We start from the raw sequence: 22,536 nt of genomic DNA, 5'->3' as shown, positions 1-22,536 counted from the left end.
ATCTGATGCGGCTTAATAAAGCCCGGATGAAATTAATGTCAATATTACCCGGGTAATTATTTTGGGTCCGCCTGGCGCTTCCCCGCGCCTCGCCGAATTCGTCCTGTCCTGCTACGGAACAGCGCCCGCCACTCGATCCGCCTTTCGGGGATGTCATGCTGACCGTTCACCACCTCAACAATTCCCGCTCGCAACGCGTGCTCTGGCTGCTCGAAGAGCTCGGCGTGCCCTACGAGATCGTCCGCTATGAGCGCCAGCCCGACATGCGCGCGCCGAAGGAGCTGCGCGCCATCCACCCGCTCGGCAAATCGCCGGTCATCACCGACGGCGGCAACACGGTCGCGGAGTCCGGCGCCATCGTCGAATATCTGGTCGAAACCTACGGCGAGGGACGGCTGATCCCGCCGCCGAAGACGCCGGAACGGCTGCGCTATTCCTATTGGCTGCACTACGCCGAGGGCTCGGCGATGCCGCTGCTGCTGTTGAAGCTGCTGTTCAACATCATGCCGAAGCGGGCGCCGGCGCTGCTCCGTCCGCTCGTCCGCAAGGTCTCGAGCCAGGCCCTGACCACGCTGGTGAACCCGCAGCTGAAGCAGCACATGGCGTTCTGGGAAAGCGAGCTGCAGAAGAGCGAATGGTTCGCCGGCAACGAGTTCACCGCGGCCGATATCCAGATGAGCTTCCCGCTGCAGGCGGCGGCCGCGCGCGGCGGCCTGGAGCAGGGGCATCCGCGTGCGATGGACTTCCTCGCGCGCATCGAGGCCCGGCCGGCCTACAAGATCGCGCTGGAGAAGGGCGGACCCTACGAGGTCGGCCGATAGAGCATGATCCTGAAAAGTGGAATCCGGTTTTCCGGAAAGATCATGCTCGAATAACGAGCTGACAGCTACTTCGCAGCGGTCGCCGGCGGCGATTCGGTCGCGGCGATCACCTCGCGCACCAGCCGTGCGACGCCTCTGATGTCGCCATCCGGATCGATGGAATCGCCGAGCCGGAGGATCACCATGCGCTGGCTCGGCAGGACGACGAGGCGCTGGCCAAGCAGGCCGAAGGCGAAGAACGCGTCCGCCGGGATGCCCTGCCTGGCGCGCCCCTGCGCGTGAACGTGCTGGCTCCGGTTGGTCCAGAGCCCGGCGCCATAATCCGTATCCAGCGTCGCCGTTGCCGACATCGCCACCCAGCCTTCGGGCAGGATCCGTTTGTCTCCGACGACGCCGTCGCCGAGATAGAGCAACCCCAGCCTGGCCCAGTCGCGCGCGCTCGCCAGCATGTCGCCGTAGCCCTGCACGGTGCCGGTGCCGTCGAATTGCAGCGTCACATGGCGCATGCCGAGCGGATGAAACAGCTCGCGCCACGCCAGCTCGATGGTCTGCTCCGGGCCGCCGGCGGTGTCGCGGATGATGCGGGCCAGGATCTGTGTGCTCGCGCTCGAATAGGCCCAGCGCTGGCCAGGCGGCGCGATCAGCGGCGCGTGGACTGCGAAGGCCGCCATGTCGCGGTGGATCTCCATCTGGCTGGATGGGTCGAAGCCCGAATTGGTCTCGTCCAGCGCGAGCCCGCTGGTCATCCGCATCAGCTGCTCGATCGTGATGTCGTGCCGGCGGTCCGCCGCGTCGCGCCATTCCGCGACCGGCGCCGGGATCTGTGGGCTGAGCTTGCCCTGCCGGGTCAGGATGCCGAGCAGGGCATTGGTGACCGTCTTCGTCATCGAGAAGCCGATCAGGGGCGTATCGACGCCGATATCGGCCGCATAGCGCTCCGCGATCAGGCGGCCGTCCTTCACGACGACGACCGCCTTGGTGCGCCGGAACGGCGGGCCAGGCGGTTCCTCGAAGGCGTGGTCGAGCGCAGCCTTCAGAGCAGGGTCAGTCGGCTCGACCGGATCCGTTTCGGCGAAGTCGGGCAGCGCGGGCGGTGGGGCGGTCGCGCGCAGCGCGACGACGTCGCTGCGCGGCACATAGGGCGGCTTCTGGCCCTGCAGCGATACGCAGCCGAGCCCGTCGTGGAACGCTGCGCGGCTGGCGTGCAGGCCGAGCAGCGAGGCCTCCACGATCCGCAGGTCCGGCTCGACCCGGTAGCGCATCATGGCGCGCAACCGCCGCAGGCCGGGGCGCTCCATGGTCTCCGCAAACACCGTATGCGGATCGAGGCCGGAGACGAACGTCTTGGCGCAGATCATCTCGGCGACCGTGGTTGTCGCGGTCCGCAGCGCCCGGTCGGGCCGATAGGTGAGCCAGCCCGCCACCAGCAGAGCCGCGAACACCAGGAAGCCGACCACGAATCTTCGCAAATGCACTAGAACGTCCGACGCCGTCTTGCGGGCCAGCCGCGCTGTGCCCTGGCATTGTTCTAACCCGCCTTCGCCACCGCGCCAACGGAGGGAAGGGGTTGAACGGGCACGCCGGGCGGCGGCAAATCGTCATCCGGGGCAACCACAGCCGGCCTCGCCCGGGAACCGGACGCCGTCAGCGCCCGGCCGCGGTCGCGCCCTTGCTGCGCGGATCCGGTGCGCCGACGAATCCATCTGCCGTCACCAGGATCGAATTGGCGGACGTCCGCCCCATCGGCTCCTCGATCTTGTGACCTCGCGCGCGCAGGCCGGCCAGAACGTCATCGGCAAAGCCTTTCTCGATCCGCACCTCGTCGGGCATCCATTGATGATGCAGGCGCGGCGCGGTGACGGCCTGGCGAACGTCCATCTGGTAGTCGAGCACGTTGACGATCACCTGCAGCACGGTCGAGATGATGCGGCTGCCGCCGGGCGAGCCGGTCACCAGCACCGGCTTGCCGTCCTTCAGCACGATGGTCGGCGACATCGACGACAGCGGCCGCTTGCCCGGGCCGGGCAAATTGGCCTCGAAGCCGACCAGGCCGAAGGCGTTGGAGGCGCCGGGCGCCGCGGTGAAATCGTCGAGCTCGTTGTTGAGCAGCACGCCGGTGCCCTCGGCGACGAGACCGACGCCGTAGGGGAAGTTGAGCGTATAGGTGTTGCTGACGGCGTTGCCGTCATTGTCGACCACCGAGAAATGCGTGGTGTTGCTGCCTTCGCGCAGCGGCTTGATGTTGAGGACATCGCCGGCGCTGGTGGCGTGCGCGGGATCGATGCCGGCGCGCTGGCGCGCGGCATAGTCCTTCGACAGCATCGCCCTGACAGGCGCATCGACGAAGGCGGGATCGCCGAGATAGCGCGCGCGATCGGCATAGGCGCGCTTCATGGCCTCGATCAGGAGATGCAGCGAGGCCGGCGAGCCCTGCTTCAGCTCGGCGAGCGGAAAGCCTTCGAGGATGTTCAGCATCTCGACGAGCACGGTGCCGCCGGACGACGGCAGCGGCATCGAGACGATGTCATGGCCGCGATAGGTGCCGCGCACCGGCGTGCGCACCACCGGCTGATAGGATTTCAGATCGGCCGCCGTCATGATACCACCGGCGTCCTGGATGGCCTTGGCGAGGGTCTCGGCGATCGGCCCTTCGTAGAAGCCGCGCGGTCCCTGTTCGGCGACGGCGGTCAGGGTTGCCGCGAGGTCGCGCTGCACCAGCCGGTCTCCTTCCTTCAGCGCCGTGCCGTCGGAGCGCATGAAGATCGCGGCCGACGATGGCCACTTCGTCAGCCGCGGCGCCATCATCGGCAGGGTGACCGCGACGTCATCCGCGACCGGGACGCCGTCACGCGCCAGCACGATCGCCGGGTGAATCAGCTGCGCCAGCGTGAATTTCCCCGAGCCGTATTTCTCCAAGGCGAGCGCCAGGCCCGCGACGGATCCGGGCACGCCGATCGACAGCGCCGAGTCGCGCGACTTGGCAATGTCGGGCTTGCCGTCGGCGCCGAGGAAGATGTCACGCGTCATCGCAGCCGGACCGGTCTCGCGATAGTCGATCGCGACGTCCTCGCGGGTCGCGGCCAGATGAATGACCATGAAGCCGCCGCCGCCGATGTTGCCGGCCACGGGATAGGTGACCGCCATCGCAAATCCGGTTGCGACCGCGGCATCGACCGCGTTGCCGCCGAGCGCCAGAACGCGCTCGCCCACGAGGGCTGCGATCCTCTCCTGCGCCACCACCATGCCATGCGCCGGTGGTTGCACTGGCGCAGTGACATTGGGCGGCTGCGGGATGTCTATGCCTTGGGCGTCAAACGCCCGCACCGGCAAGCAGCCGGCCAGCAGCAGCATCAGAGCCGCAAGGAGCCGTCGTCGATCAATCGTGAACGTGACCATCAAGATTCTGCCGTTGCTGACATTCGCCTGGGACAGTCAGATGTTATAGGGCCGCGCCGTCGGCGCAAAACGCGACGCCGTGATCGCAGAGGACTTTCGAATGGCCGTCACCACGATCGGAACCTCCGGCGCAGCCGACGGCCGAACCTATCCCGGGCGCGCGGCTGTCGTCAGCTGGATCTTCTTCGACTGGGCGGCGCAACCCTATTTCACCCTGATCACGACCTTCGTGTTCGCGCCCTATTTCGCCGCCCATGTCGCGCCCGATGCGGCCAGCGGCCAGGCGCTGTGGGGCTTTGCCACCGCGGCAGCCGGCATCGTCATCGCGCTGTTGTCGCCCGTGCTCGGCGCGATCGCCGATGCGACGGGGCGGCGCAAGCCGTGGATTGCCGCCTTCGGCGCGATGCTGTGTCGGCGCGTCGCTGATGTGGATCGGACGGCCCGATACACCCCGGCTGATCCTGCCGCTGCTCGCGGCTTACGTGATCGCGACCATCGGGGTCGAATTCGCGACCGTGTTCAACAATGCGATGATGCCGACCCTGGTGCCGCCCGAGCGCATCGGGCGCCTGTCCGGCACCGGCTGGGCGACCGGCTATATCGGCGGCATCCTCTCGCTCATCATCGTGCTCGGCTTCCTCGCGGCCAATCCCGACACCGGCCGCACGCTGTTCGGGCTCGCACCGCTGTTCGGCCTCGACCCCGTGACGCATGAGGGCGACCGCATCTCCGGTCCGCTCACCGGGCTCTGGTTCATCCTGTTCGTGCTGCCGATGTTTCTGTTCACGCCGGACTACCCGGCGCGGCATCGGCTCGGCGCTGCGGTGCGTGAAGGCGTCGGTCAATTGAAACAGACGCTGCGCGGCCTGCCGCAGCAGCGCGACATCGCGCTCTTTCTCATTGCCAACATGATCTACACCGACGGGCTGGTCTCGCTGTTCGCGTTCGGCGGCATCTATGCCGCCGGCACCTTCGGCTGGAACACGATCCAGATCGGCACGTTCGGCATCATCCTGGCGGCCGCCGGCACGCTGGGCGGCTGGCTCGGCGGCAAGCTCGACGATGTGCTGGGACCGCAGCGCGTCATCGCCGGCAGCATGACCCTGCTGCTGCTTGCGATCATCGCCATTCTTCTTGTGAGCCGGGATTCGATCCTGTTCATTCCGGTGCCGCCGGCGGTGCCCGGCGGGCCGCTGTTCGCCTCGATGCCTGAGCGCGCCTATCTCCTGCTCGGCTGTGTCATCGGCGCCTGCGGCGCGCCGCTGCAGGCCGCCTCGCGGTCGCTGCTGATCCGGATGGCGCCGCGGGATCGCGTCGCGCAATATTTCGGCCTGTTCGCGCTGACCGGAAAGGTGACGTCCTTCATCGGCCCGCTGCTGATCGGCCTCATCACCGCGGCCACGGCGAGCCAGAAGGCCGGCATGGCCGTGCTGGTGCTGTTCTTCGCGGCGGGGCTGGTGCTACTGGCGCGGGTGAATTCAGATCGTCGGGCCTGACCGAACGCGTAGAACTTGCTCCGTCGTCATTCCGGGATGCGCCGAAGGCGCAGGCCCGGAATCCATACTCACGATCGTGGCTATGGATTCCGGGCTCGTCGCTACGCGCCGCCCCGGAATGACGACGGATATTGTTGGCGCAATTCGTCTAGTGCCGGAAATGCCGGACGCCTGACAGCACCATGGCGATGCCGTGCTCGTCGGCGGCCTTGATGACCTCGTCGTCGCGCATCGATCCGCCCGGCTGGATCACCGCGGTGGCGCCGGCCTCGATGCAGGCCAGCATGCCGTCGGCGAACGGGAAGAATGCATCGGAGGCGACCACCGACCCCTTGGTGAGCGGCTCGGCGAGCTTGAGTGCCTCGGCGGCATCGATCGCCTTGCGCGCGGCGATGCGCGCCGAATCGACCCGGCTCATCTGCCCCGCGCCGATGCCGACGGTCGCGGAGTCCTTGGCGTAGACGATGGTGTTCGACTTCACGTGCTTGGCGACGCGGAAGGCGAAGCGCAGGTCGCGCAGCTCGGCCTCGCTCGGTGCCCGCTTGGTCACCACCTTCAGCGTCATGTCGTCGACCACGGCATTGTCGCGGCTCTGCACCAGCATCCCGCCGGCGACGGTCTTCGCGGTCAGACCCGCCTCGCGCGGATCGGGCAGCGCGCCGGCCAGCAGCAGCCGCAGATTCTTGCGGCCGGCGATGATCGCGATCGCTTCCTCGGTGGCGTCGGGCGCGATGATCACCTCGGTGAAGATGCCGGTGATCGCGCGCGCGGTGGCGGCATCGAGCTTGCGGTTCATCGCGATGATGCCGCCGAACGCCGAGGTCGAATCGCAGGCCAGCGCCTTCTGATAGGCGGTGGCGAGATCCGGTCCTTCGGCGACGCCGCACGGGTTGGCATGCTTGACGATGACGCAGGCTGCGGTGCGCGCCGGATCGAACTCGGCGATGCACTCATAGGCCGCGTCGGTGTCGTTGATGTTGTTGTAGGACAGCTCCTTGCCCTGCAGCTGGCGCGCGGTGGCGACGCCGGGGCGCCGGCCGGGCAGCGCGTAGAACGCCGCATGCTGATGCGGGTTCTCGCCGTAGCGCAGCGACTGGATCAGCCGGCCGCCGAAGGCACGGTAGTCGGGCGCGTCGTTCTGGATCGTCGCCGCGAACCAGTTGGAGATCGCGGCGTCGTAGGCTGCGGTGCGCGCATAGGCCTTGGCGGCGAGACGTCGACGCAGCAGCAAGGTTGTGTTGCCGTCATGCTTGGCGAGGTCATCCAGCACGGCGTGATAGTCGTTGATGTCGACGACAACAGCGACGTCCTCGTGGTTCTTCGACGCCGCACGGATCATCGCCGGGCCACCGATGTCGATGTTCTCGATGCAGTCGCTGAACGCAGCCCCTCTCTCGACTGTCCCCTCGAACGGATAGAGATTGACGACGAGCAGATCGATCGGCGCGATGCCGTGGGTCTTCATCGCCTCCGCATGCTCGTCATTGCCACGGATCGCGAGCAGGCCGCCATGAACCTTGGGATGCAGCGTCTTGACGCGGCCGTCCATCATCTCCGGAAAGCCGGTCAGATCGGAGACGTCCTTCACCTTGAGGCCGGCATCGGCGATGGCCTTCGCGGTGCCGCCGGTCGAGATCAACTCGACGCCGCGTGCGGCCAGCGAGCGGGCGAATTCGACGAGGCCGGTCTTGTCGGATACGGACAACAGAGCGCGGTGAACGCGACGAAGCTGGTTGGTCATGGGCAGAGTCCTTGTGCAGGAGTTCAATTTGCCCAGGCGCACGGCGGTCAATCCCGCGCTCCCCGATGGTGCTCCATCCAAAGTCGCCAGTCGCGCGAGAGCCGGCTCATACCAGCTTTCGACCCGCGCGACAACGGGCAGCTCCCTCACACCCTGCTGATCAGAGCGGCAGCTCCGGCTCTCGCCGGGCGCTGCGGCGGGCATTGGTCTCGGTCGGTGAGGCCGACGAGCGCACGAAGCTCCAGCGGATCGACGCGGCCTGCTGCGCATCCTGGCGGATCACCAGCTGCGTCGTGCGGCGCGGCCCGTCATTGCCGGCGAGGAAGACGCTGTCCTCGAGATCGACCCGGTCGTCGAAGGTCTCGAAGGTCCAGACCTCGCGGTTGGGCAGCACCAGCATCGCGCCGCGGCCGTCGCTGAGCCGGCTGGCCTTGACTGCCGGGTGCAGGTGGAAGCGCAGCGCGTAGTCCGATCCGCCGCCGCGCAGGCGTGCGCCTTGCGCCGGGGTCACGGTGTCCTCGCCGTCGAGCCGCGAGCCGTCATTGGCCGCGACCAGGACACGGCGGTGGATCAGGCCGAACTTGGCGGCATAGCCGTTGTGCGATGTCGACAGCACCGTGCCGTCCGGAACGATCTCGCGGAAATTCTCGACACGGGTCGGGCCCGACACGATCGGCGCGCCGTGCAGCAGGCGCTTCATCGCCGACATCTCGACGAAGGTGCAGGAGGAGGTGTTGTGATAGGTCAGCGTCGAATGCGCCACCGTGCTGCGCGCGAAAGTGCGCCAGTTGTCGCGGCCGGTCGACGGCAGGCCGCAATTGATCACGATGCGAGACGCGCCCGAGGACATCTCGAAGGCGAGGCAGCCGGCATGCGCCTCGTGGCTGAGATGCGGCGGCGGCGGCGGGCCGGTGTCGACGATCACCGTCATCGGGCCGGCATCGAGGCGCTGGAAGCCGGAATGCGGCATGCTTGCCATCGGCGTGCCGTGAGTGTCGTCATAGGCCAGCAGCGTCGCCAGCAGGTCGGACGGCGTGCCGCCCATGCCGTTGAACAGCGCCATGTTGCCGTCGCCGTGCCGGAAGAAGCGCAGCATCGGCATCATGCGATCGATGGCGTTGAGCAGCGCCGGCGGCGGCGCGATGTTGCGCGCTGCGAAGGTCTGCCGCAGCGGCAGGAGGTCGATCAGCAGCTCGATCAGTGCCCCGGGATTGCGCGAGACGTGACCGCCATCGGGCAGGATCTGCCGCTGCAGCTCGTCGGACAGTTTGCGGCTGGCGCTGCGGATGTGCTTGGCCTGGTTGGCCAGGCACAGCGCCGCGTAGCACAGCGCGATCAGGACCTGCAGCCGCGGCGCCCCATCGGGGATGTCGATGGTCGAGTAGCGCAGGTAGCGGATTTCGCGGGTCAGGCCGCGCAGATAGCGGCGGTAGAATTTGCCGTCGGAATCGGCCAGCACCAGCGGCGCCTGCGACAACAGCGAGATCACCCGGCGTGCCAGCACGTCGGCGCGGCGGCTCAGCGGATGGCGGCCGATCTGGTTGGAGATCCAGTCGTCGACGAGAGCGCGGGCATTGGCCCGGGTCAGCGCAGTGTCGGCTGCGCGGAGATGACGCAGCCAGCCGAAGCCGAGCAGCGCGACCTCCCAGTCCTCCGAGGGCGGCTCCAGGTCGAAGATCGAGCGGCCGTGGCAGGTGACGATCTTGCCCGCGAAGACGAAGCGGCCGGCATAGATCTCGGCGGCGCGGGTGGCATCGGAGGTACGCAGATCGTGTGGCGCAATGATGAGCCGGTCCGCCCGTCCGGGCCACAATCCGGACAGCGATACCGATACTCCGCTGACGTTGGACATCAGGCTGCGCGCAAAGCGGCCCAATACCAGCGTCGATATGCGTCTGCGTTGAGCGGCGGACACGCCAAGCCTTAGGTCGAGAGGGGATTCGGTCGCGGACCCTTAGTAGATCGCAACTGCCGCCGATACACCATTTTTGGCCCCGGTGCAGCACCATCGCGGGACCAGAATCTGGTGCAAAAATCGGGATTTAACGGACTAACGCAACGCGGACGCCCTCAATCCGCTACCGGCCGCACGGCCGGCGCATGGCGTGCACGATGGCACGCTCACGGCCGCCGCTCCAGTCTCGCCGCATAAAAACCGTCGAGCCCGCCGAGCCGAGGATCGGCGTGCGGCAGATGGCAGGGCAACGTTCGTAGATCGCCCGCTGACGTGACGAGCTCGGTCAGCCCTGCCACCTCGCCAGCCGTCACGGGAACGCGGCGAAGCTCGGTGGTGCCGGCCAGCACGCTCTCGACCACCTGCTCCCCTTCCTCGGGTTCGAGCGAGCAGGTACAGTACACCAGGGTTCCCCCCGGCTTGAGCAGGCCGCCTGCCCTGGTCAGCAGTCGCGCCTGCAGGCCCGACAGGGCGGCGATGTCGGCTTCGCTGCGCAGCCAGCCGACGTCGGGATGGCGGCGGATGGTTCCGGTCGAGGTGCAGGGTGCATCGACCAGAATGCCATCGAAGCCGCTCTCGGCCGGCTGCCATTCGGCGGCGTCGGCCACGACCGTCTCGGCCGTGAGCTGCAGCCGGGTCATGTTGTCCTTCAAGCGGGCGATCCGGGCCTGTGACCGGTCCACCGCCGTGACGTGGGCGCCGCCATGGGCGAGCTGGGCGGTCTTGCCGCCCGGGGCGGCACAAAGATCGGCGATGGTCTTTCCGGCGACGTCGCCAAGCAGCCGCGCGGGGAGCGCCGCCGCAGCGTCCTGCACCCACCATTGTCCCTCGGCGAAGCCGGGCAGCACCGTCACCGAGCCATGGAGCAGAGTGCGGACGGTGCCGGTCGGCAGCACCTCGCCGTGCAGCCGCGACGCCCATTGCGCCGGATCGGACTTGACGGTGAGATCGAGCGAGGGTTCCTGGCCCAGCGCCGCCGCAATGTCCTTCGCGGTCGCCTCGCCATAATGGGCGATCCAGCGCTTGAGCAGCCATGGCGCGATGTCGAGCGGCTGCCCCTTCGCATCGTCGAGCAGGCCCGTGCCCTCCCGGGCACAGCGCCGCAGCACGGCGTTGACCAGCCCGGCATATTTCGCGGCGCGGCGGTCGGCCTGCACCAGCCGGACCGAAAGGTCGACGGCGGCATGATCGGGCACGTCCATCCACAGGATCTGCGCGGCGCCGATCAGCAGCGCGCTCTGCGCGCGCGGCGCGTCGGTCGGAACGCCGCGATCGAGCAGGCGTGACAGCACGTGGCCGAGCGTGCCGAGTCGACGCAAGGTGGTCGCGACCAGCCGTCGCATCAGCGCACGGTCGCGGTCGGCAAGCTGCTTCAGCCCGGGATGCGCGCCGGTGCCGTCGAGCTGCTCGTCGAGCGTGCGGTGCTTGTGCAGGACCCCATCGATCACGTCGGCGGCGATTCGACGCGCCGCAAGGCCTGGGACTTCGGAAGGGGTCGCAAATCGCGGCGGAGGCATGCCTGGAGTTTACTCGCGAAAGAAGAAAGGCAGTTCCGCGACGATCCGGTGCATGCCATCAGCTTGCGGGACCTCTGCCACGGGAATATGCCAAATGTAAGAATCGGCTCTGCTTTTTTTAGACCTGTTTCATCGTTCGTGCGCACACGATCTGATGAGGTCAGGAAGGAACCGGTTCAACGGTGGAATGGTAAGATGAGCAACGAGCCCAAGAGCGAGCTCAAGAGCAAGCCCGCATTGTCCGTGGTCGCCAGCAACGACGCGCCGCGCAAGCCGCTTTCGCCGGCCGCGCAACGTGCGCTGGCCGAAGCCGAGGAACGCCGGCGGCTTGCGGCCGAGCAGGCCCAGCCAAGACCGAAGGAGTTGCAGGGGCCGAAAGGGCCCGAACCGACCCGTTACGGCGACTGGGAGAAGAAGGGAATCATCTCCGATTTCTGAGGCCGCTCCGTCGGAGACGATCCTCCGGTCAGAAATAATGATGTTCGCGGAGATGGCGGACGATCAGCTCGGCTGCCTCGTCTGCCGACAGGGCCGCGCCATCGATCGTGATGTCCGGCGTTTCGGGCGCTTCATAAGGCTGGTCGATCCCCGTGAAGTTCGATAGCTCGCCGGCGCGCGCCCGCTTGTAGAGGCCCTTGGGGTCCCGCGCCTCGCATGCCGCCAGTGGGGTTGCAACATGGACCTCGATGAACTCGCCGGTGGCAAAGCGGCGGCGCGCCGTCTCGCGCTCCGCGCGAAACGGCGAGATCAGGGACACCAGCGTGATCAGGCCGGCATCGACGAACAACGCGGCGATCTCGGTCACCCGGCGGATGTTCTCGACCCGCGCCTCCGGGCTGAAGCCGAGATCGCGGTTGATGCCGTGGCGGAGATTGTCGCCGTCGAGCAGCGCGGTGTGGCGGCCGAGCTCGCACAGCCGCCGGTCGACCAGGTTGGCGATCGTCGACTTGCCGGCGCCGCTCAGGCCGGTGAGCCAGAGCACGCAGGGCTTCTGCTGCTTCAGCCGCGCGCGCACCGATTTGTCGATGTCGATCGTCTGCCAGCTGATGTTGGCTGGCCGGCGCAGCGGCGCATCGATCAGGCCTGCTGCCACCGTCCGCCGGTTGAACGGATCGATCAGGATGAAGCTGCCGAGATCGCGGTTGTCGCGATAGGCATCGCACACCAGCGGCCGATCGAGAACGAGGTCGACGCAGCCGATCTCGTTGGCTTCCAGCGTCAGCGCGGTCTCCTGCGCCATCGTGTCGATGCAGACACGATGCTTCATGGCCGAGACCACGGCGCCGATAGATGAAGTTCCTGATTTGAGCAGATAGCGGCGGCCGGGCCGCATCGCCTCGTCGTCGAACCAGATCAGATGAGCGGCGATGTGGTCTGCCACCATGGGCGGTGTGCCGGATGTGAGCACATCGCCGCGGCTCGCATCGACCTCATCGGCGAGCAGCAGCGTCACCGACTGCCCTGAAATGGCCTGTTGCAGCCGGCCGTCGGCGGTGACGATGCCGGAGACACGGCTCCGGCGCCCCGAGGGATGCACGACCACCGGATCACCGCAACGGAGCGTTCCGCTGGCGACGCGGCCGCTGAAGCCGCGAAATTCGGCATTCGGCCGGTTGACCCATTGCACCGGGAAACGGAACGGCCGGCCTTCGATGCCGTCGGCAACGTCGACCGATTCGAGATGCTCCATCACGCTCGGTCCGCTGTACCAGGGCATGCGCCCGCTGGTGCGGAAGACGTTGTCGCCGTCGCGTGCCGCCACGGGAACGCACTGCACGTCGGCGATGCCGAGCTGCTCGGCCATGGTGCGGAATGCGACCGAGATGGTGGTGAAGCGGTCGGCATCGAAGCCGACGAGATCCATCTTGTTGACGGCCACCAGGACGTGACGCACGCCGAGCAGAGCGAGGATATGGCTGTGGCGGCGGGTCTGGCTCACGACGCCCTTGCGGGCGTCGATCAGCACCACGGCGAGATCGGCATGCGAGGCGCCGGTCGCCATGTTGCGCGTATATTGGACATGGCCGGGCGTATCGGCGACGACGAAGCGGCGGCGTCGGGTGGCAAAGAACCGGTAGGCGACGTCGATCGTGATGCCTTGCTCGCGCTCGGCCTGCAGGCCGTCCACCAGCAGCGCGAAATCGAGTGCCGGCCCGGCGGTGCCGGCCACCTTGCTGTCCGACGCGAGCGCGTCGAGCTGGTCGTCGAGCAGCATCTTCGAATCATAGAGCAGCCGTCCGACCAGCGTGCTCTTGCCGTCGTCGACGCTGCCGCAGGTGACGAGGCGCAAGGTCGGCTTGTCGTGGGCGTTGTCCTCGGCGTACGTCCAGGCGGCCTCGGGCGTCCGACCGATGATCGCGTGGTGAACGGTCATCAGAAATAGCCCTCCACCTTCTTGCGCTCCATCGAGGCTGCGCTGTCACGATCGATGACACGGCCCTGTCGCTCGGAGGTGCGGGACGCCGTCATCTCGCGGACGATCGCGGAGAGATCGGACGCGGTCGACGGCGTCGCGCCAGTCAGCGGGTAGCAGCCGAGCGTTCGGAAGCGGATCGATCGCCATTGCGGTGCCTCGCCTGGCTGCAGCGGCATGCGCTCGTCATCGACCATGATGAGCGCGCCGTCGCGCTCGACCACCGGCCGCAGGCTTGCGAAATACAGCGGCACGATCGGTATGTTTTCGAGCTGGATGTATTCCCAGACATCGAGCTCGGTCCAGTTCGAGAGCGGGAAAACGCGCATGCTTTCGCCGGGCGCCAGCAAGGTGTTGTACAGATTCCAGAGCTCGGGCCGCTGGTTCTTCGGATCCCAGCGGTGGGTGACGCTGCGGTGGGAGAAGATGCGTTCCTTGGCGCGCGATTTCTCCTCGTCGCGGCGTGCGCCTCCGATGGCGGCGTCGAAGCCGTGGATGTCCAGTGCCTGTCGCAGCGCCTGGGTTTTCATGACGTCGGTGTAGAGCGCCGAGCCGTGGGCGAACGGGTTGATGTCCTGGGAAATCCCTTCCGGATTGGCGTGCACGAGAAGGTCGAGCCCCAGTTCTCGCACCCGCTGGTCCCGGAACGCGATCATGTCACGGAACTTCCAGGTGGTGTCGATATGCAGCAGCGGGAACGGAGGCTTGGCCGGGTGAAACGCCTTCATGGCGAGGTGCAGAAGCACCGAGGAATCCTTGCCGATCGAATACAGCATGACCGGCTTGCGAAATTCGGCCGCAACCTCGCGCATGATGGCGATGCTCTCCGCCTCGAGCCGGCGCAGATGGCTGAGCGCCAATGGCCGCGGCTCAGCCATCGGCCAGAGCGGGGATGCAGATCCGGCTGCGTGATGGCCCGGCGCGCTCACGCGGCCACTCCCGCACGATCGCCAAACAGACGCGCCGACGTCGCCGCATTCAGTTCGAGGTCGGCAATGCATGCTGCGACCGAGACGCGGTAGACCTCATTGACGCCACAACGCTCCAGGAGATCGAGCTGGACCTCGTTCAGCGTACCCGTGGTGCGGAACTGGTAGCGATAGGCGCTGTCCGAGGTATGGAGATTGGGCACCTTGTAGATGGGCGCCTCGCTGGGAAAAATGACGCGCGCGTTGGTTGTCTGCGCTTGTCCTGGCTGCTGCCAGGACGTCACGGCGTCCTCGGCAAGGCTGCTGGAAAGCCCAAGGCGATCGAACAGCACGCGGATCGACGATATCGGCTCCTTGCTGAGCTCATAGATGTAGTGAGTGACCGGAACGCCTTGCTGCCTGGCGTACTCCGAAACCCGCCCTGCGCTGAGTGCGGCGATGACATAGTGCGCCAGCAACGTGCCTTCCGAGGCGCGCGAGATCAGCTTATCGAGCCAGGACGCGAGCGCACTCGCCGGCTCGCGGTCGAGCGCGATGAGGTGCAGCCGGTGCCGCGGATAGCCCGCGTCGATCAGCAGCTTCAGTGGATTGAACAGGCTCTCGGCAACAACGTAGGGCCCGATCGTCTCCTTGCTGAAGATGCTCGGCCTGTCGGTCGCAGAGGGGATCGTCCACGGCGTCAACCGCCGGCCGACGAGCGCATCGCGCAGCATCGCCTTGAGCGGTTGATAGTAGGAGGGCATTCCCGTCATGCCGAACAGGTTGCTCAGCGCCGTCGACCCGACCCGGGCCTTGCCGCACGCGAAATAGAGCATCGGGAAGTCTTCCGCCGCGCGATGCCGAAAGCTCTCGGCCAGGCACTCCGTCACCTCGCGCATCAGGGTTTCGAGCGTGACGGTCCTGCTTTGGAATGCGCCGACGGGCGACAGCGGCATGGTGTCGAGCGATGGGTCGCCGCGCCTGATCCGGTCGGCCATCCGTGCAATGGAATCGGCCGAGGTCATATCGACAGTCATAGGCTTGCTCCTTCATGAGTTTCAAAAAGGTGATCAGCCAAAAAACTTGAGCTCAAAAATCCTGGTGCCTTGCATGGATGACGTGTCGGTGCGACCGTGAGCCGGCCGCACCGAACCGGTCAGGCCGCCCGCACGGTCGTGAGAAATTTCTCCACTTCCACTTTGAGATTGCTGCTCTGGAACGTGAGCGAGCGGGCCGAGTCCAGCACCTGAGCCGATGCAGATCCGGTTGCGCTGGCACCGCGGTTGACCTCCGTGATCCTCTCCGCGACCTCGGCCGTTCCCTTGGCTGCTTCGCCGACGTTGCGTGCGATCTCGCGGGTGGCCGCACCTTGCTGTTCGACAGTGGCGGCGATTGTCGTGGCGATATCGGAGATCTGGGTAATCGTGGCACCGATCTCCTTGATGGCCGCAACTGATTCCTGCGTCGCTGCCTGCATCCCGGCGATCTGCGTGCCGATGTCCTCGGTCGCCTTCGCGGTCTGTGCCGCGAGCGCCTTGACCTCGCTGGCGACGACGGCGAAGCCGCGTCCCGATTCGCCTGCGCGCGCAGCCTCGATGGTGGCATTGAGCGCCAGCAGGTTGGTCTGTTCGGCGATCGCGGTGATCAGCTTGACGACGTCGCCGATTCGCCCCGCGGCGGCCTGCAGCTCGTTGATGCGGCCGTCGGTGCGTTCGGCCTGCTTGACGGCTTCGTCGGCGATGCGGCTGGAATCGTGGACCTGGCGGCTGATCTCGGTCACGGAGGCGCTCATCTCCTCGGTGGCGGAGGCAACGGCGCCGACATTGGTCGACGCCTCCTCCGATGCTGCGGCGACCATGCCGGACAAGGACTGCGTCTGGTGGGCGGTGCCCGACAATGTGTCGGCTGCGCCCTCAAGCTGGTGGGCCGCGGACGACACCGTTGTGACGATGCCTCCGACGGCAGTCTGGAACGCGTCCGCAAGCTTCATCATCTCCGCCTTGCGCTGCTGCGCGGCGATCTTCTCCTGGTTCTTCTGATCGAGCTCCATCTGCTCGATGCGGATCAGGTTGTCCTTGAAGGTGCGGGCCGCGCGCGCGTTGTCCCCGACCTCGTCCCCTCGTTCGGTGTAGGGAATTTTGACCGTTTTGTTGCCGTTGGCGAGCTCGAGCAGGACTTCGCCGACGCGCCGGATGGGACGGGCGATGGTGAGGGAGGAGAATGCCGCCGAGCCGATCAGGATCAGGACGACCAGGGCGCCGACCAGAATCGCCACCTTGCCGACGCGCTCCATGTCTGTAGCGAGCTGACTCTGTCGCAGCGCCAACATGTCGGTGGCGATCTTGACGCCCTCGCCGAGGCGCTTCCTTATTTCCTCGTCGGTGGCGACGACCTTCTCGTTGAAGGTGCGCCTGCTGGCTTCGTCGGCCTTGAAATAGTCGAGCGCTGCCGCCTTGAACGATGTCGCAATGGTCAGCAGCTCGTCGATGCCGGCCTGCACGTCTTTTTCACTGGCGATAGCTCGGGCCTTTTGCAGATCGGCGACCAGCTTGTCGGCGTCGCCGGTCACGATGTCGCGCTGCGCCGCTTCGCCGGTCGAGGCAAAGCGCCAGCTCGCCGCGCGCGCCGACGCCAGCGCGGCATCGGCGGCGCGCAGCTCCGCCGCGATGCTGAGATGATCGGGCGAGGCAATGAGACTCGGCAGGGTCAGGAGTTTGGGGAAACTGCGCTGCCATGCGTCCGACGCTTGGCCTTGCGTCGCGATCTTGGCAAGCACCTCGGCGCGCGCCTTGGCGAAATCCGCACCGGCAGCAGCGGCCTTGTCGATGTACTGGCGAATCTCGGTGTACAAGTCTCGTGCCACGGCACGGGTGGCGCGCTCACGCGCGGCATCGACTTCGTTTCCGGCGGCTGCGAGGTTCGTCTGCAGCGCCTGCAGGCCCGCCTGCAGCCGCTCGGGCGTGGGAGCGCGGGCGATCTCCTGCTGGTTGATCTGGGTGCGCAGCAGCGCCGCGTCGGCGCCTTGCGCATTGGACTTGTTGGCCATGTTGATGACGGCCAATCTGGTCAGGTCCGCGATCGATTGGTTGCCGACGATCTGGTTGGCCAGCATGCCCGCCACCAGAACCACGCCCATCCCGGCCGTAATGCCGAGCTTGGTTCCTATCCTGAAATTCAAGCCAAACATCAACTACCCCCCAAGTTGTAGTTGGGTAGTAGGCTCAACCAAGATAAATAAGGTGTGAATGCCTTACCCCGTACAACTACAGGGTGTGGGTCTGCTGTTGGCTGCGGTCGGTCGGTTCCTGCTCCACGCGAGAAACCAGGAGCTTGACGCAGCTCAGCGCGTAACCACCACCGTGGTTCCGATCGACACCCGCTCATAGAGATCGGTGATGTCGGTGTTGAGCATGCGGATGCAGCCGTAGGATACGTAGCCGCCGACCGAACCCGGCACGTTGGTGCCATGGATCGCATACTCGCCGCCGGCTAGCGTCATGGCCGCGACGCCCATCGGGTTCTGCGGCGAGCCGCCGGGGATCACGTCGGGGATGTTGGGCTTGTCGCGCTTGACGGCGGCCGGCGGCGCCCAGGCCGGATATTTGTATTTGCCGTCGATCTTGGTGGTGCCGGCCCATTGCCGCCCGGCCTTGCCGACGCCGACCGTGTAGCGCATGGCGTGGCTGCCATCGAGCACGAGATAGAGCTTCCGCTCGCTGGTCCTGACCACGATCGTGCCCGGCGAATAGTCGCCGGCGATGCCGACCAGTTCAGGCCGCGCCGATGCCGTGCCGCCGGTCGCAAGCGCAATGCCCACAGCGGTGACTGCAATCAGCGCCACCTTGGCCGTTGCCGTTCTGATCGCCCCAAACCGCATCGCCATCCCCCTTCACCCGTCGCTCCCGCCGTGAGCACTCGGATGACTTGAGGAAATGGAAAATTCACCTCCAAGTAAATAACCTGAAAACAACACTCCCGCGGAATCAGCCGCGGGAGTGTGACGATCCTTGACGAATCCGGCGAACGCGCGACGCGGCCGGCTTGCCTTTAAGCCTGCTTTTCCTTGCGGTTCTGCCGATGCTGCACGAGGTCGTCGACGACCCCAGGATCTGCGAGCGTCGAGGTATCCCCCAGGCTGCCCGGCTCGTCCTCGGCGATCTTGCGCAGGATGCGGCGCATGATCTTGCCGGAGCGGGTCTTGGGCAGGCCCTGGGAGAACTGGATCTGGTCGGGCGATGCGATCGGGCCGATCTCCTTGCGCACCCAGGCGACGAGCTCCTTGCGCAGCTCCTCGCTCGGCTGCTCCCCGGCCATCAGGGTGACATAGGCGTAGATGCCCTGGCCCTTGATGTCGTGGGGATAGCCGACCACGGCGGCTTCCGAGACCTTGGCATGCGCGACCAGCGCGCTTTCGACCTCGGCGGTGCCCATGCGGTGGCCGGAGACGTTGATGACGTCGTCGACGCGGCCGGTGATCCAGTAATAGCCGTCGGCGTCGCGCCGGCAGCCGTCACCGGTGAAGTACTTGCCCTTGTAGGTCGAGAAGTAGGTCATCTCGAAGCGGGCGTGGTCGCCATAGACCGTGCGCATCTGGCCCGGCCAGGAGCGGGTGATGCACAGATTGCCGGTGCACTCGCCCTCGAGCGGGACGCCGTCGGCGTCGACGATTTCAGGCACGACGCCGAAGAACGGCCGTGTTGCCGAGCCCGGCTTCAGCCTCGTCGCGCCGGGCAGCGGGGTGATCAGGATGCCGCCGGTCTCGGTCTGCCACCAGGTGTCGACGATCGGGCAGCGGTCGCCGCCGACGACGCGGTGATACCACTCCCAGGCTTCCGGATTGATCGGTTCGCCGACCGAGCCGAGCAGGCGCAGGCTCGCGCGCGAGGTCTTCTTCACCGGCTCGTCGCCGCCCTGCATCAGCGCGCGGATCGCGGTCGGCGCGGTGTAGAAGATGTTGACCTTGTGCTTGTCGATGACGTTCCAGAACCGCGAATTGTCCGGATAGTTCGGCACGCCTTCGAACATCAGCGTTACAGCGCCGTTGGCCAGCGGTCCATAGAGGATGTAGCTGTGGCCGGTGACCCAGCCGACGTCGGCGGTACACCAGTAGACGTCGCCCTCGTGATAGTCGAACACGTATTGGTGGGTCATCGCGGCGTAGACGAGATAGCCGCCGGTGGTGTGCAGTACGCCCTTGGGCTGGCCGGTCGAGCCCGAGGTGTAGAGGATGAACAGCGGATCCTCGGCGTGCATCGGCTCGCACGGGCACTCGGTCGTCACCATCTCCGCGGCCTCGTGGTACCAGAGGTCGCGGGTCGGGTTCATCTCGATCTTGCCGCCGGTGCGCTTGACCACCACGACCCAGTCGACATTGTCGACCTTGTTCAGGGCCGCGTCGACATTGGCCTTCAGCGGCACCTTGCGGCCGCCGCGCAGGCCCTCGTCGGCGGTGATGACGATCTTGGAATCGCAGTCCTTGATGCGCTGGGCCAGCGAATCCGGCGAGAAGCCGGCGAACACCACCGAGTGGATGGCGCCGATGCGGGCGCAGGCCAGCATCGCGTAGGCCGCCTCCGGGATCATCGGCAGGTAGATGGTGACGCGATCGCCCTTCTTGACGTTGCGGTTGCGCAGGATGTTGGCCATCCTGCACACCTCGTCGTGCAGCTCGCGGTAGGTGATGTGCTTGGACTGCGAGGGGTCGTCGCCTTCCCAGATGATCGCGGTCTGGTTTGCGCGGGTGGCGAGGTGGCGGTCGATGCAGTTATAGGCCGCGTTCAGGACGCCGTCCTCGAACCATTTGATCGAGATGTGGCCGGGCGCGAATGAGACGTTCTCGATTTTGGTCGGCGCCTTGACCCAGTCGACGCGCCTGGCCTGCTCGGCCCAGAAGCCGTTGGGATCCCTGATCGAGCGCGCGTACATCTCCTGGTACTTCGCGTCGTCGACAAAGGCGCGCTTCGTCCACTCGGCCGGGACGTCGTAGATCTTCTCGGACATTTCACTCCCTCCACCATGCGGCCCGCGGATGAACCCCGTCCCAGGCCGTCGTTGCTTCCACTATGCGTCCGCGTAACCGGCGGCGACAAGGCAAGACAAGTAGAACCTTCGGCGGGGAGGCGGTCTGAGCAGGATCAAACAATTGTGCGCGGAGGTTGCGGCTCCCACGATCTGGCCCGTGCGCGGCAAGCCGGCGAACCGTCAAGGTTACTCCGAATCGGTACCCTTCCCGGTATTTCGAAACCGTTTTGCCCAAATTTAGGGACTCGCCATCCGGGCTATGACGCCCTAAATCGCCTTGAAGCTGTGGATAACCCGGCCGGAACCAAACCGGACTTCGGGGCATTGAGCGGATGAACACGACGGCAGGGCGTCTAAGGCAATGATAGACCAGCAGAATTTCGCAAGCCCGCGGGGCGGCCCGGCCGACCCCGAGGTGGCGCTCGCGAAGGCGCTGGGCCAGTGGCCGCCCAAGCCGCCGCGCCGCAAGCTCACTTTGAAAGATCTCGCCCACGCCAAGACCGCCAATGCGCAAGCCAATGCCAAGACCTCGGTCGAGGATCTGGCGACGCGGCTCGGGCTCAAGCTCGGTGCCCAGACCGAGCTGACCATCCGCCGCATCAAGCGCGGCAAGAGTTACACCTTCATCCGCGCCAACGGCACCACGATCCGCCATGTCGGCACCATCCGCCGCCTGCACGCGATGGCGGTGCCGCCGGCCTATCGCGAGGTGCGCTACGCTGTCGACCCGAGCTCGCATCTGCAGGCGGTCGGGCGCGACGCCGCCGGTCGGCTGCAATACCGCTACCATGCCGATTGGGAGAAGGTGCGCGAGCACAGCAAGGCGCATCGCCTCGCCAAGCTGGTCGGCGCGCTGCCGCGTATCCGCCGCGCCGTCTCCAAGCATCTCGCCGGCGAGGAGCCGACGCGCGAGTTCGCACTGTCCGCCGTCATCGAGTTGATCGCGCGCACCGCGATCCGTCCCGGCAACGAATCCTATGCCCGGCTGAACGGCACCCGCGGCGCCACCACGCTGCTGAAGTCGAACGTGACGCTTGAAGACGATTCGCTGGTTCTGACCTTCAAGGCCAAGGGCGGCAAGGCCGTGCGCAAGGAATGTGGCGCCGCCAAGCTGGTGCGTGCCGTCGGCATCCTGCGCAGCGTTCCGGGCCGGCGCATGTTCCAGTACCGCGACGCGCAGGGCGTGGTGCGCGCGGTCTCGACCACGCAGGTGAACGCCTTCCTGCGCGAGATCGCCGGCATCAAGATCTCGCTGAAGGACTTCCGCACTTTGATGGCCTCCGCCGTGGCGCTGGAAACGCTGTCGCGGATCACGCCGGCGCCGAGCGCGCGCGGCCGCAAGAAGCAGGTGCTGGACGCGGTGCGCGCCGCGGCCGACGAGCTCGCCAACACGCCGGCGATCTGCCGCCGGAGCTACGTGCACGACACCATCGTCACCGCGTTCGAGGATGGCATTCTCGAACGCTTCGCTGCGACCATGAAGGGCCAGCGTTCGCAAACGCGGCGCGAGCAGCTCCTGGCCCAGGTCGTGATGGCCGCTGCGGCGTAAAGCTGAATCCGATCAGGCTTGGCAGCGCGGACCGATCTTGGCCGACGCCAGAAAGCGCGCGATTGGATCGAGCTGGCGGCACGAAACAGCCGCGCTCTTGACCGGCTCGCCATTGCGCCTGGCCGGCCGCAGCACCGCCCTGGTGCGGTCGGTCGGGTGCGGATGGCGCAGGCCGGCCGCCGTATTGCGGCCGGTGGCGCGCACGGCTTTCGATACCAGCGGCAGGCGGACGCCCTCGTCGAGATCGACCAGCGACATGTCGACGCCGCGGTCGGCATCGCTCAACGTATCAACCCCGGGAATCTGTGCATGGATCAGCGAGGCCGTAGTCTCGTCCGTCATGTCGCCGGTAGGCGACACCGCGGCCAGCACCATCTTCGTTGCAAGCAAGCAGCAGATTATCACGAGGCAGAGCCCCGCAATCCAGATCGTTCTGTTCAATGTGGAAACCCCCGCCGAAGGCTCCGGACGAAGCAGGACATCCCCTTCCTGCATTCCGTGCGCGGTCACCAGTCAACCTTAAGAAAGTCTTACTCGCAAGATTTTCGGCAGCTTCTGCCGAGCTCGACTCGGATTGTAGTTAATGGCGGAAGGTAATGCGCATCGCAGGCCGGCATCGGCCAATGACCGACACGACGGCGATGTCCGCAGCGAGCTGCGGCATTGCGGCGCGCGGCATCTCGTTCAATGAGTCGGCGCGAGACGATCTCGATGTCCCTT

At 66.5% G+C, this 22,536-nt stretch carries 15 protein-coding genes, 1 pseudogene and 1 riboswitch; of the genes and pseudogenes, 4 read left to right on the top strand and 12 right to left on the bottom strand.

What is annotated here, in order from left to right; all coding sequences use genetic code 11:
• Positions 1 to 155 precede the first annotated feature (155 nt).
• Positions 156 to 821 (top strand): glutathione S-transferase family protein, encoded by a 666-nt coding sequence (locus tag LQG66_RS22060; protein ID WP_231317782.1) that lies wholly within the window; start codon positions 156 to 158, stop codon positions 819 to 821.
• A 65-nt stretch (positions 822 to 886) separates the two neighbouring features.
• On the opposite strand, the gene LQG66_RS22055 is transcribed toward LQG66_RS22060, so the two are convergent.
• Together LQG66_RS22055 and ggt are read right to left on the bottom strand one after the other, a co-directional pair.
• On the bottom strand, positions 887 to 2,296 hold the full coding sequence (locus LQG66_RS22055; protein ID WP_231317781.1) for a serine hydrolase domain-containing protein: 1,410 nt from the start codon (positions 2,294 to 2,296) through the stop codon (positions 887 to 889).
• 169 nt (positions 2,297 to 2,465) lie between these two features.
• Positions 2,466 to 4,217 (bottom strand): gamma-glutamyltransferase, encoded by a 1,752-nt coding sequence (ggt, locus tag LQG66_RS22050; protein WP_425601234.1) that lies wholly within the window; start codon positions 4,215 to 4,217, stop codon positions 2,466 to 2,468.
• Between the two features lie 100 nt (positions 4,218 to 4,317).
• On the opposite strand from ggt, the pseudogene LQG66_RS22045 reads away from it, so the two are divergent.
• Positions 4,318 to 5,713: pseudogene (locus LQG66_RS22045) on the top strand (MFS transporter).
• A 148-nt stretch (positions 5,714 to 5,861) separates the two neighbouring features.
• On the opposite strand, the gene purH reads toward LQG66_RS22045, so the two are convergent.
• The 3 genes from purH to LQG66_RS22030 all read right to left on the bottom strand — a co-directional run bounded on the left by purH (position 5,862) and on the right by LQG66_RS22030 (position 10,925).
• The gene (purH, locus tag LQG66_RS22040; protein ID WP_231317780.1) at positions 5,862 to 7,454 is read right to left on the bottom strand and encodes a bifunctional phosphoribosylaminoimidazolecarboxamide formyltransferase/IMP cyclohydrolase; all 1,593 of its coding nucleotides are present in this window, start codon (positions 7,452 to 7,454) and stop codon (positions 5,862 to 5,864) included.
• A gap of 23 nt (positions 7,455 to 7,477) precedes the next feature.
• Positions 7,478 to 7,558, bottom strand: a riboswitch (ZMP/ZTP riboswitch).
• A gap of 56 nt (positions 7,559 to 7,614) precedes the next feature.
• Positions 7,615 to 9,306 carry a heparinase II/III family protein gene (locus LQG66_RS22035; protein ID WP_231317779.1) on the bottom strand — a complete coding sequence of 564 codons (1,692 nt, stop codon included), beginning with the start codon at positions 9,304 to 9,306 and terminating at the stop codon, positions 7,615 to 7,617.
• A 269-nt stretch (positions 9,307 to 9,575) separates the two neighbouring features.
• On the bottom strand, positions 9,576 to 10,925 hold the full coding sequence (locus LQG66_RS22030) for an RsmB/NOP family class I SAM-dependent RNA methyltransferase (protein WP_231317778.1): 1,350 nt from the start codon (positions 10,923 to 10,925) through the stop codon (positions 9,576 to 9,578).
• 195 nt (positions 10,926 to 11,120) lie between these two features.
• On the opposite strand from LQG66_RS22030, the gene LQG66_RS22025 reads away from it, so the two are divergent.
• Entirely contained in the window at positions 11,121 to 11,363 is a 243-nt protein-coding gene (locus LQG66_RS22025) for a DUF1674 domain-containing protein (protein WP_231317777.1), read from the top strand.
• A gap of 28 nt (positions 11,364 to 11,391) precedes the next feature.
• Here the strand turns inward: LQG66_RS22025 and cysC are convergent, their stop codons facing one another.
• The 6 genes from cysC to acs all read right to left on the bottom strand — a co-directional run bounded on the left by cysC (position 11,392) and on the right by acs (position 20,246).
• Positions 11,392 to 13,299 carry an adenylyl-sulfate kinase gene (gene cysC / locus LQG66_RS22020; RefSeq protein ID WP_231317776.1) on the bottom strand — a complete coding sequence of 636 codons (1,908 nt, stop codon included), beginning with the start codon at positions 13,297 to 13,299 and terminating at the stop codon, positions 11,392 to 11,394.
• Complete coding sequence (gene cysD, locus LQG66_RS22015) at positions 13,299 to 14,216, bottom strand: sulfate adenylyltransferase subunit CysD (protein ID WP_231327889.1); 918 nt, start codon at positions 14,214 to 14,216, stop codon at positions 13,299 to 13,301. Before cysD ends, cysC begins: the two co-directional genes overlap by 1 nt.
• Before the next feature lie 47 nt (positions 14,217 to 14,263).
• Positions 14,264 to 15,283 (bottom strand): sulfotransferase family protein, encoded by a 1,020-nt coding sequence (locus LQG66_RS22010; RefSeq protein WP_231317775.1) that lies wholly within the window; start codon positions 15,281 to 15,283, stop codon positions 14,264 to 14,266.
• A 119-nt stretch (positions 15,284 to 15,402) separates the two neighbouring features.
• A complete protein-coding gene (locus tag LQG66_RS22005) occupies positions 15,403 to 17,433 on the bottom strand; it encodes a methyl-accepting chemotaxis protein (RefSeq protein ID WP_231317774.1) in 2,031 nt (676 codons plus the stop codon).
• A 153-nt stretch (positions 17,434 to 17,586) separates the two neighbouring features.
• Complete coding sequence (locus LQG66_RS22000) at positions 17,587 to 18,123, bottom strand: L,D-transpeptidase (RefSeq protein ID WP_231327888.1); 537 nt, start codon at positions 18,121 to 18,123, stop codon at positions 17,587 to 17,589.
• A 170-nt stretch (positions 18,124 to 18,293) separates the two neighbouring features.
• Positions 18,294 to 20,246 (bottom strand): acetate--CoA ligase, encoded by a 1,953-nt coding sequence (gene acs, locus LQG66_RS21995; RefSeq protein WP_231317773.1) that lies wholly within the window; start codon positions 20,244 to 20,246, stop codon positions 18,294 to 18,296.
• A 382-nt stretch (positions 20,247 to 20,628) separates the two neighbouring features.
• Between acs and LQG66_RS21990 the strand changes: the two genes are divergently transcribed.
• The gene (locus LQG66_RS21990; RefSeq protein ID WP_231317772.1) at positions 20,629 to 21,816 is read left to right on the top strand and encodes a DNA topoisomerase IB; all 1,188 of its coding nucleotides are present in this window, start codon (positions 20,629 to 20,631) and stop codon (positions 21,814 to 21,816) included.
• 12 nt (positions 21,817 to 21,828) lie between these two features.
• Here the strand turns inward: LQG66_RS21990 and LQG66_RS21985 are convergent, their stop codons facing one another.
• Positions 21,829 to 22,206, bottom strand: a complete 378-nt coding sequence (locus LQG66_RS21985; protein ID WP_231317771.1) for a hypothetical protein — start codon at positions 22,204 to 22,206, stop codon at positions 21,829 to 21,831.
• Positions 22,207 to 22,536: the final 330 nt, after the last annotated feature.

Origin of the sequence: Bradyrhizobium ontarionense, from assembly GCF_021088345.1 — a bacterium.
In the GTDB taxonomy this organism is placed as follows: domain Bacteria; phylum Pseudomonadota; class Alphaproteobacteria; order Rhizobiales; family Xanthobacteraceae; genus Bradyrhizobium; species Bradyrhizobium ontarionense.
This window is presented reverse-complemented; position numbering and strand designations above follow the sequence as displayed.

Coding starts and splice junctions, on each gene's coding strand:
- ggt (WP_425601234.1), bottom strand. CDS start 4,217: ATGGTCACGTTCACGATTGATCGACGACGGCTCCTTGCGGCTCTGATG.
- cysD (WP_231327889.1), bottom strand. CDS start 14,216: ATGGCTGAGCCGCGGCCATTGGCGCTCAGCCATCTGCGCCGGCTCGAG.
- LQG66_RS22030 (WP_231317778.1), bottom strand. CDS start 10,925: ATGCCTCCGCCGCGATTTGCGACCCCTTCCGAAGTCCCAGGCCTTGCG.
- LQG66_RS22000 (WP_231327888.1), bottom strand. CDS start 18,123: ATGCGGTTTGGGGCGATCAGAACGGCAACGGCCAAGGTGGCGCTGATT.
- LQG66_RS22005 (WP_231317774.1), bottom strand. CDS start 17,433: ATGTTTGGCTTGAATTTCAGGATAGGAACCAAGCTCGGCATTACGGCC.
- LQG66_RS22010 (WP_231317775.1), bottom strand. CDS start 15,283: ATGACTGTCGATATGACCTCGGCCGATTCCATTGCACGGATGGCCGAC.
- LQG66_RS22035 (WP_231317779.1), bottom strand. CDS start 9,306: ATGTCCAACGTCAGCGGAGTATCGGTATCGCTGTCCGGATTGTGGCCC.
- purH (WP_231317780.1), bottom strand. CDS start 7,454: ATGACCAACCAGCTTCGTCGCGTTCACCGCGCTCTGTTGTCCGTATCC.
- acs (WP_231317773.1), bottom strand. CDS start 20,246: ATGTCCGAGAAGATCTACGACGTCCCGGCCGAGTGGACGAAGCGCGCC.
- LQG66_RS22060 (WP_231317782.1), top strand. CDS start 156: ATGCTGACCGTTCACCACCTCAACAATTCCCGCTCGCAACGCGTGCTC.
- LQG66_RS21990 (WP_231317772.1), top strand. CDS start 20,629: ATGATAGACCAGCAGAATTTCGCAAGCCCGCGGGGCGGCCCGGCCGAC.
- LQG66_RS22025 (WP_231317777.1), top strand. CDS start 11,121: ATGAGCAACGAGCCCAAGAGCGAGCTCAAGAGCAAGCCCGCATTGTCC.
- cysC (WP_231317776.1), bottom strand. CDS start 13,299: ATGACCGTTCACCACGCGATCATCGGTCGGACGCCCGAGGCCGCCTGG.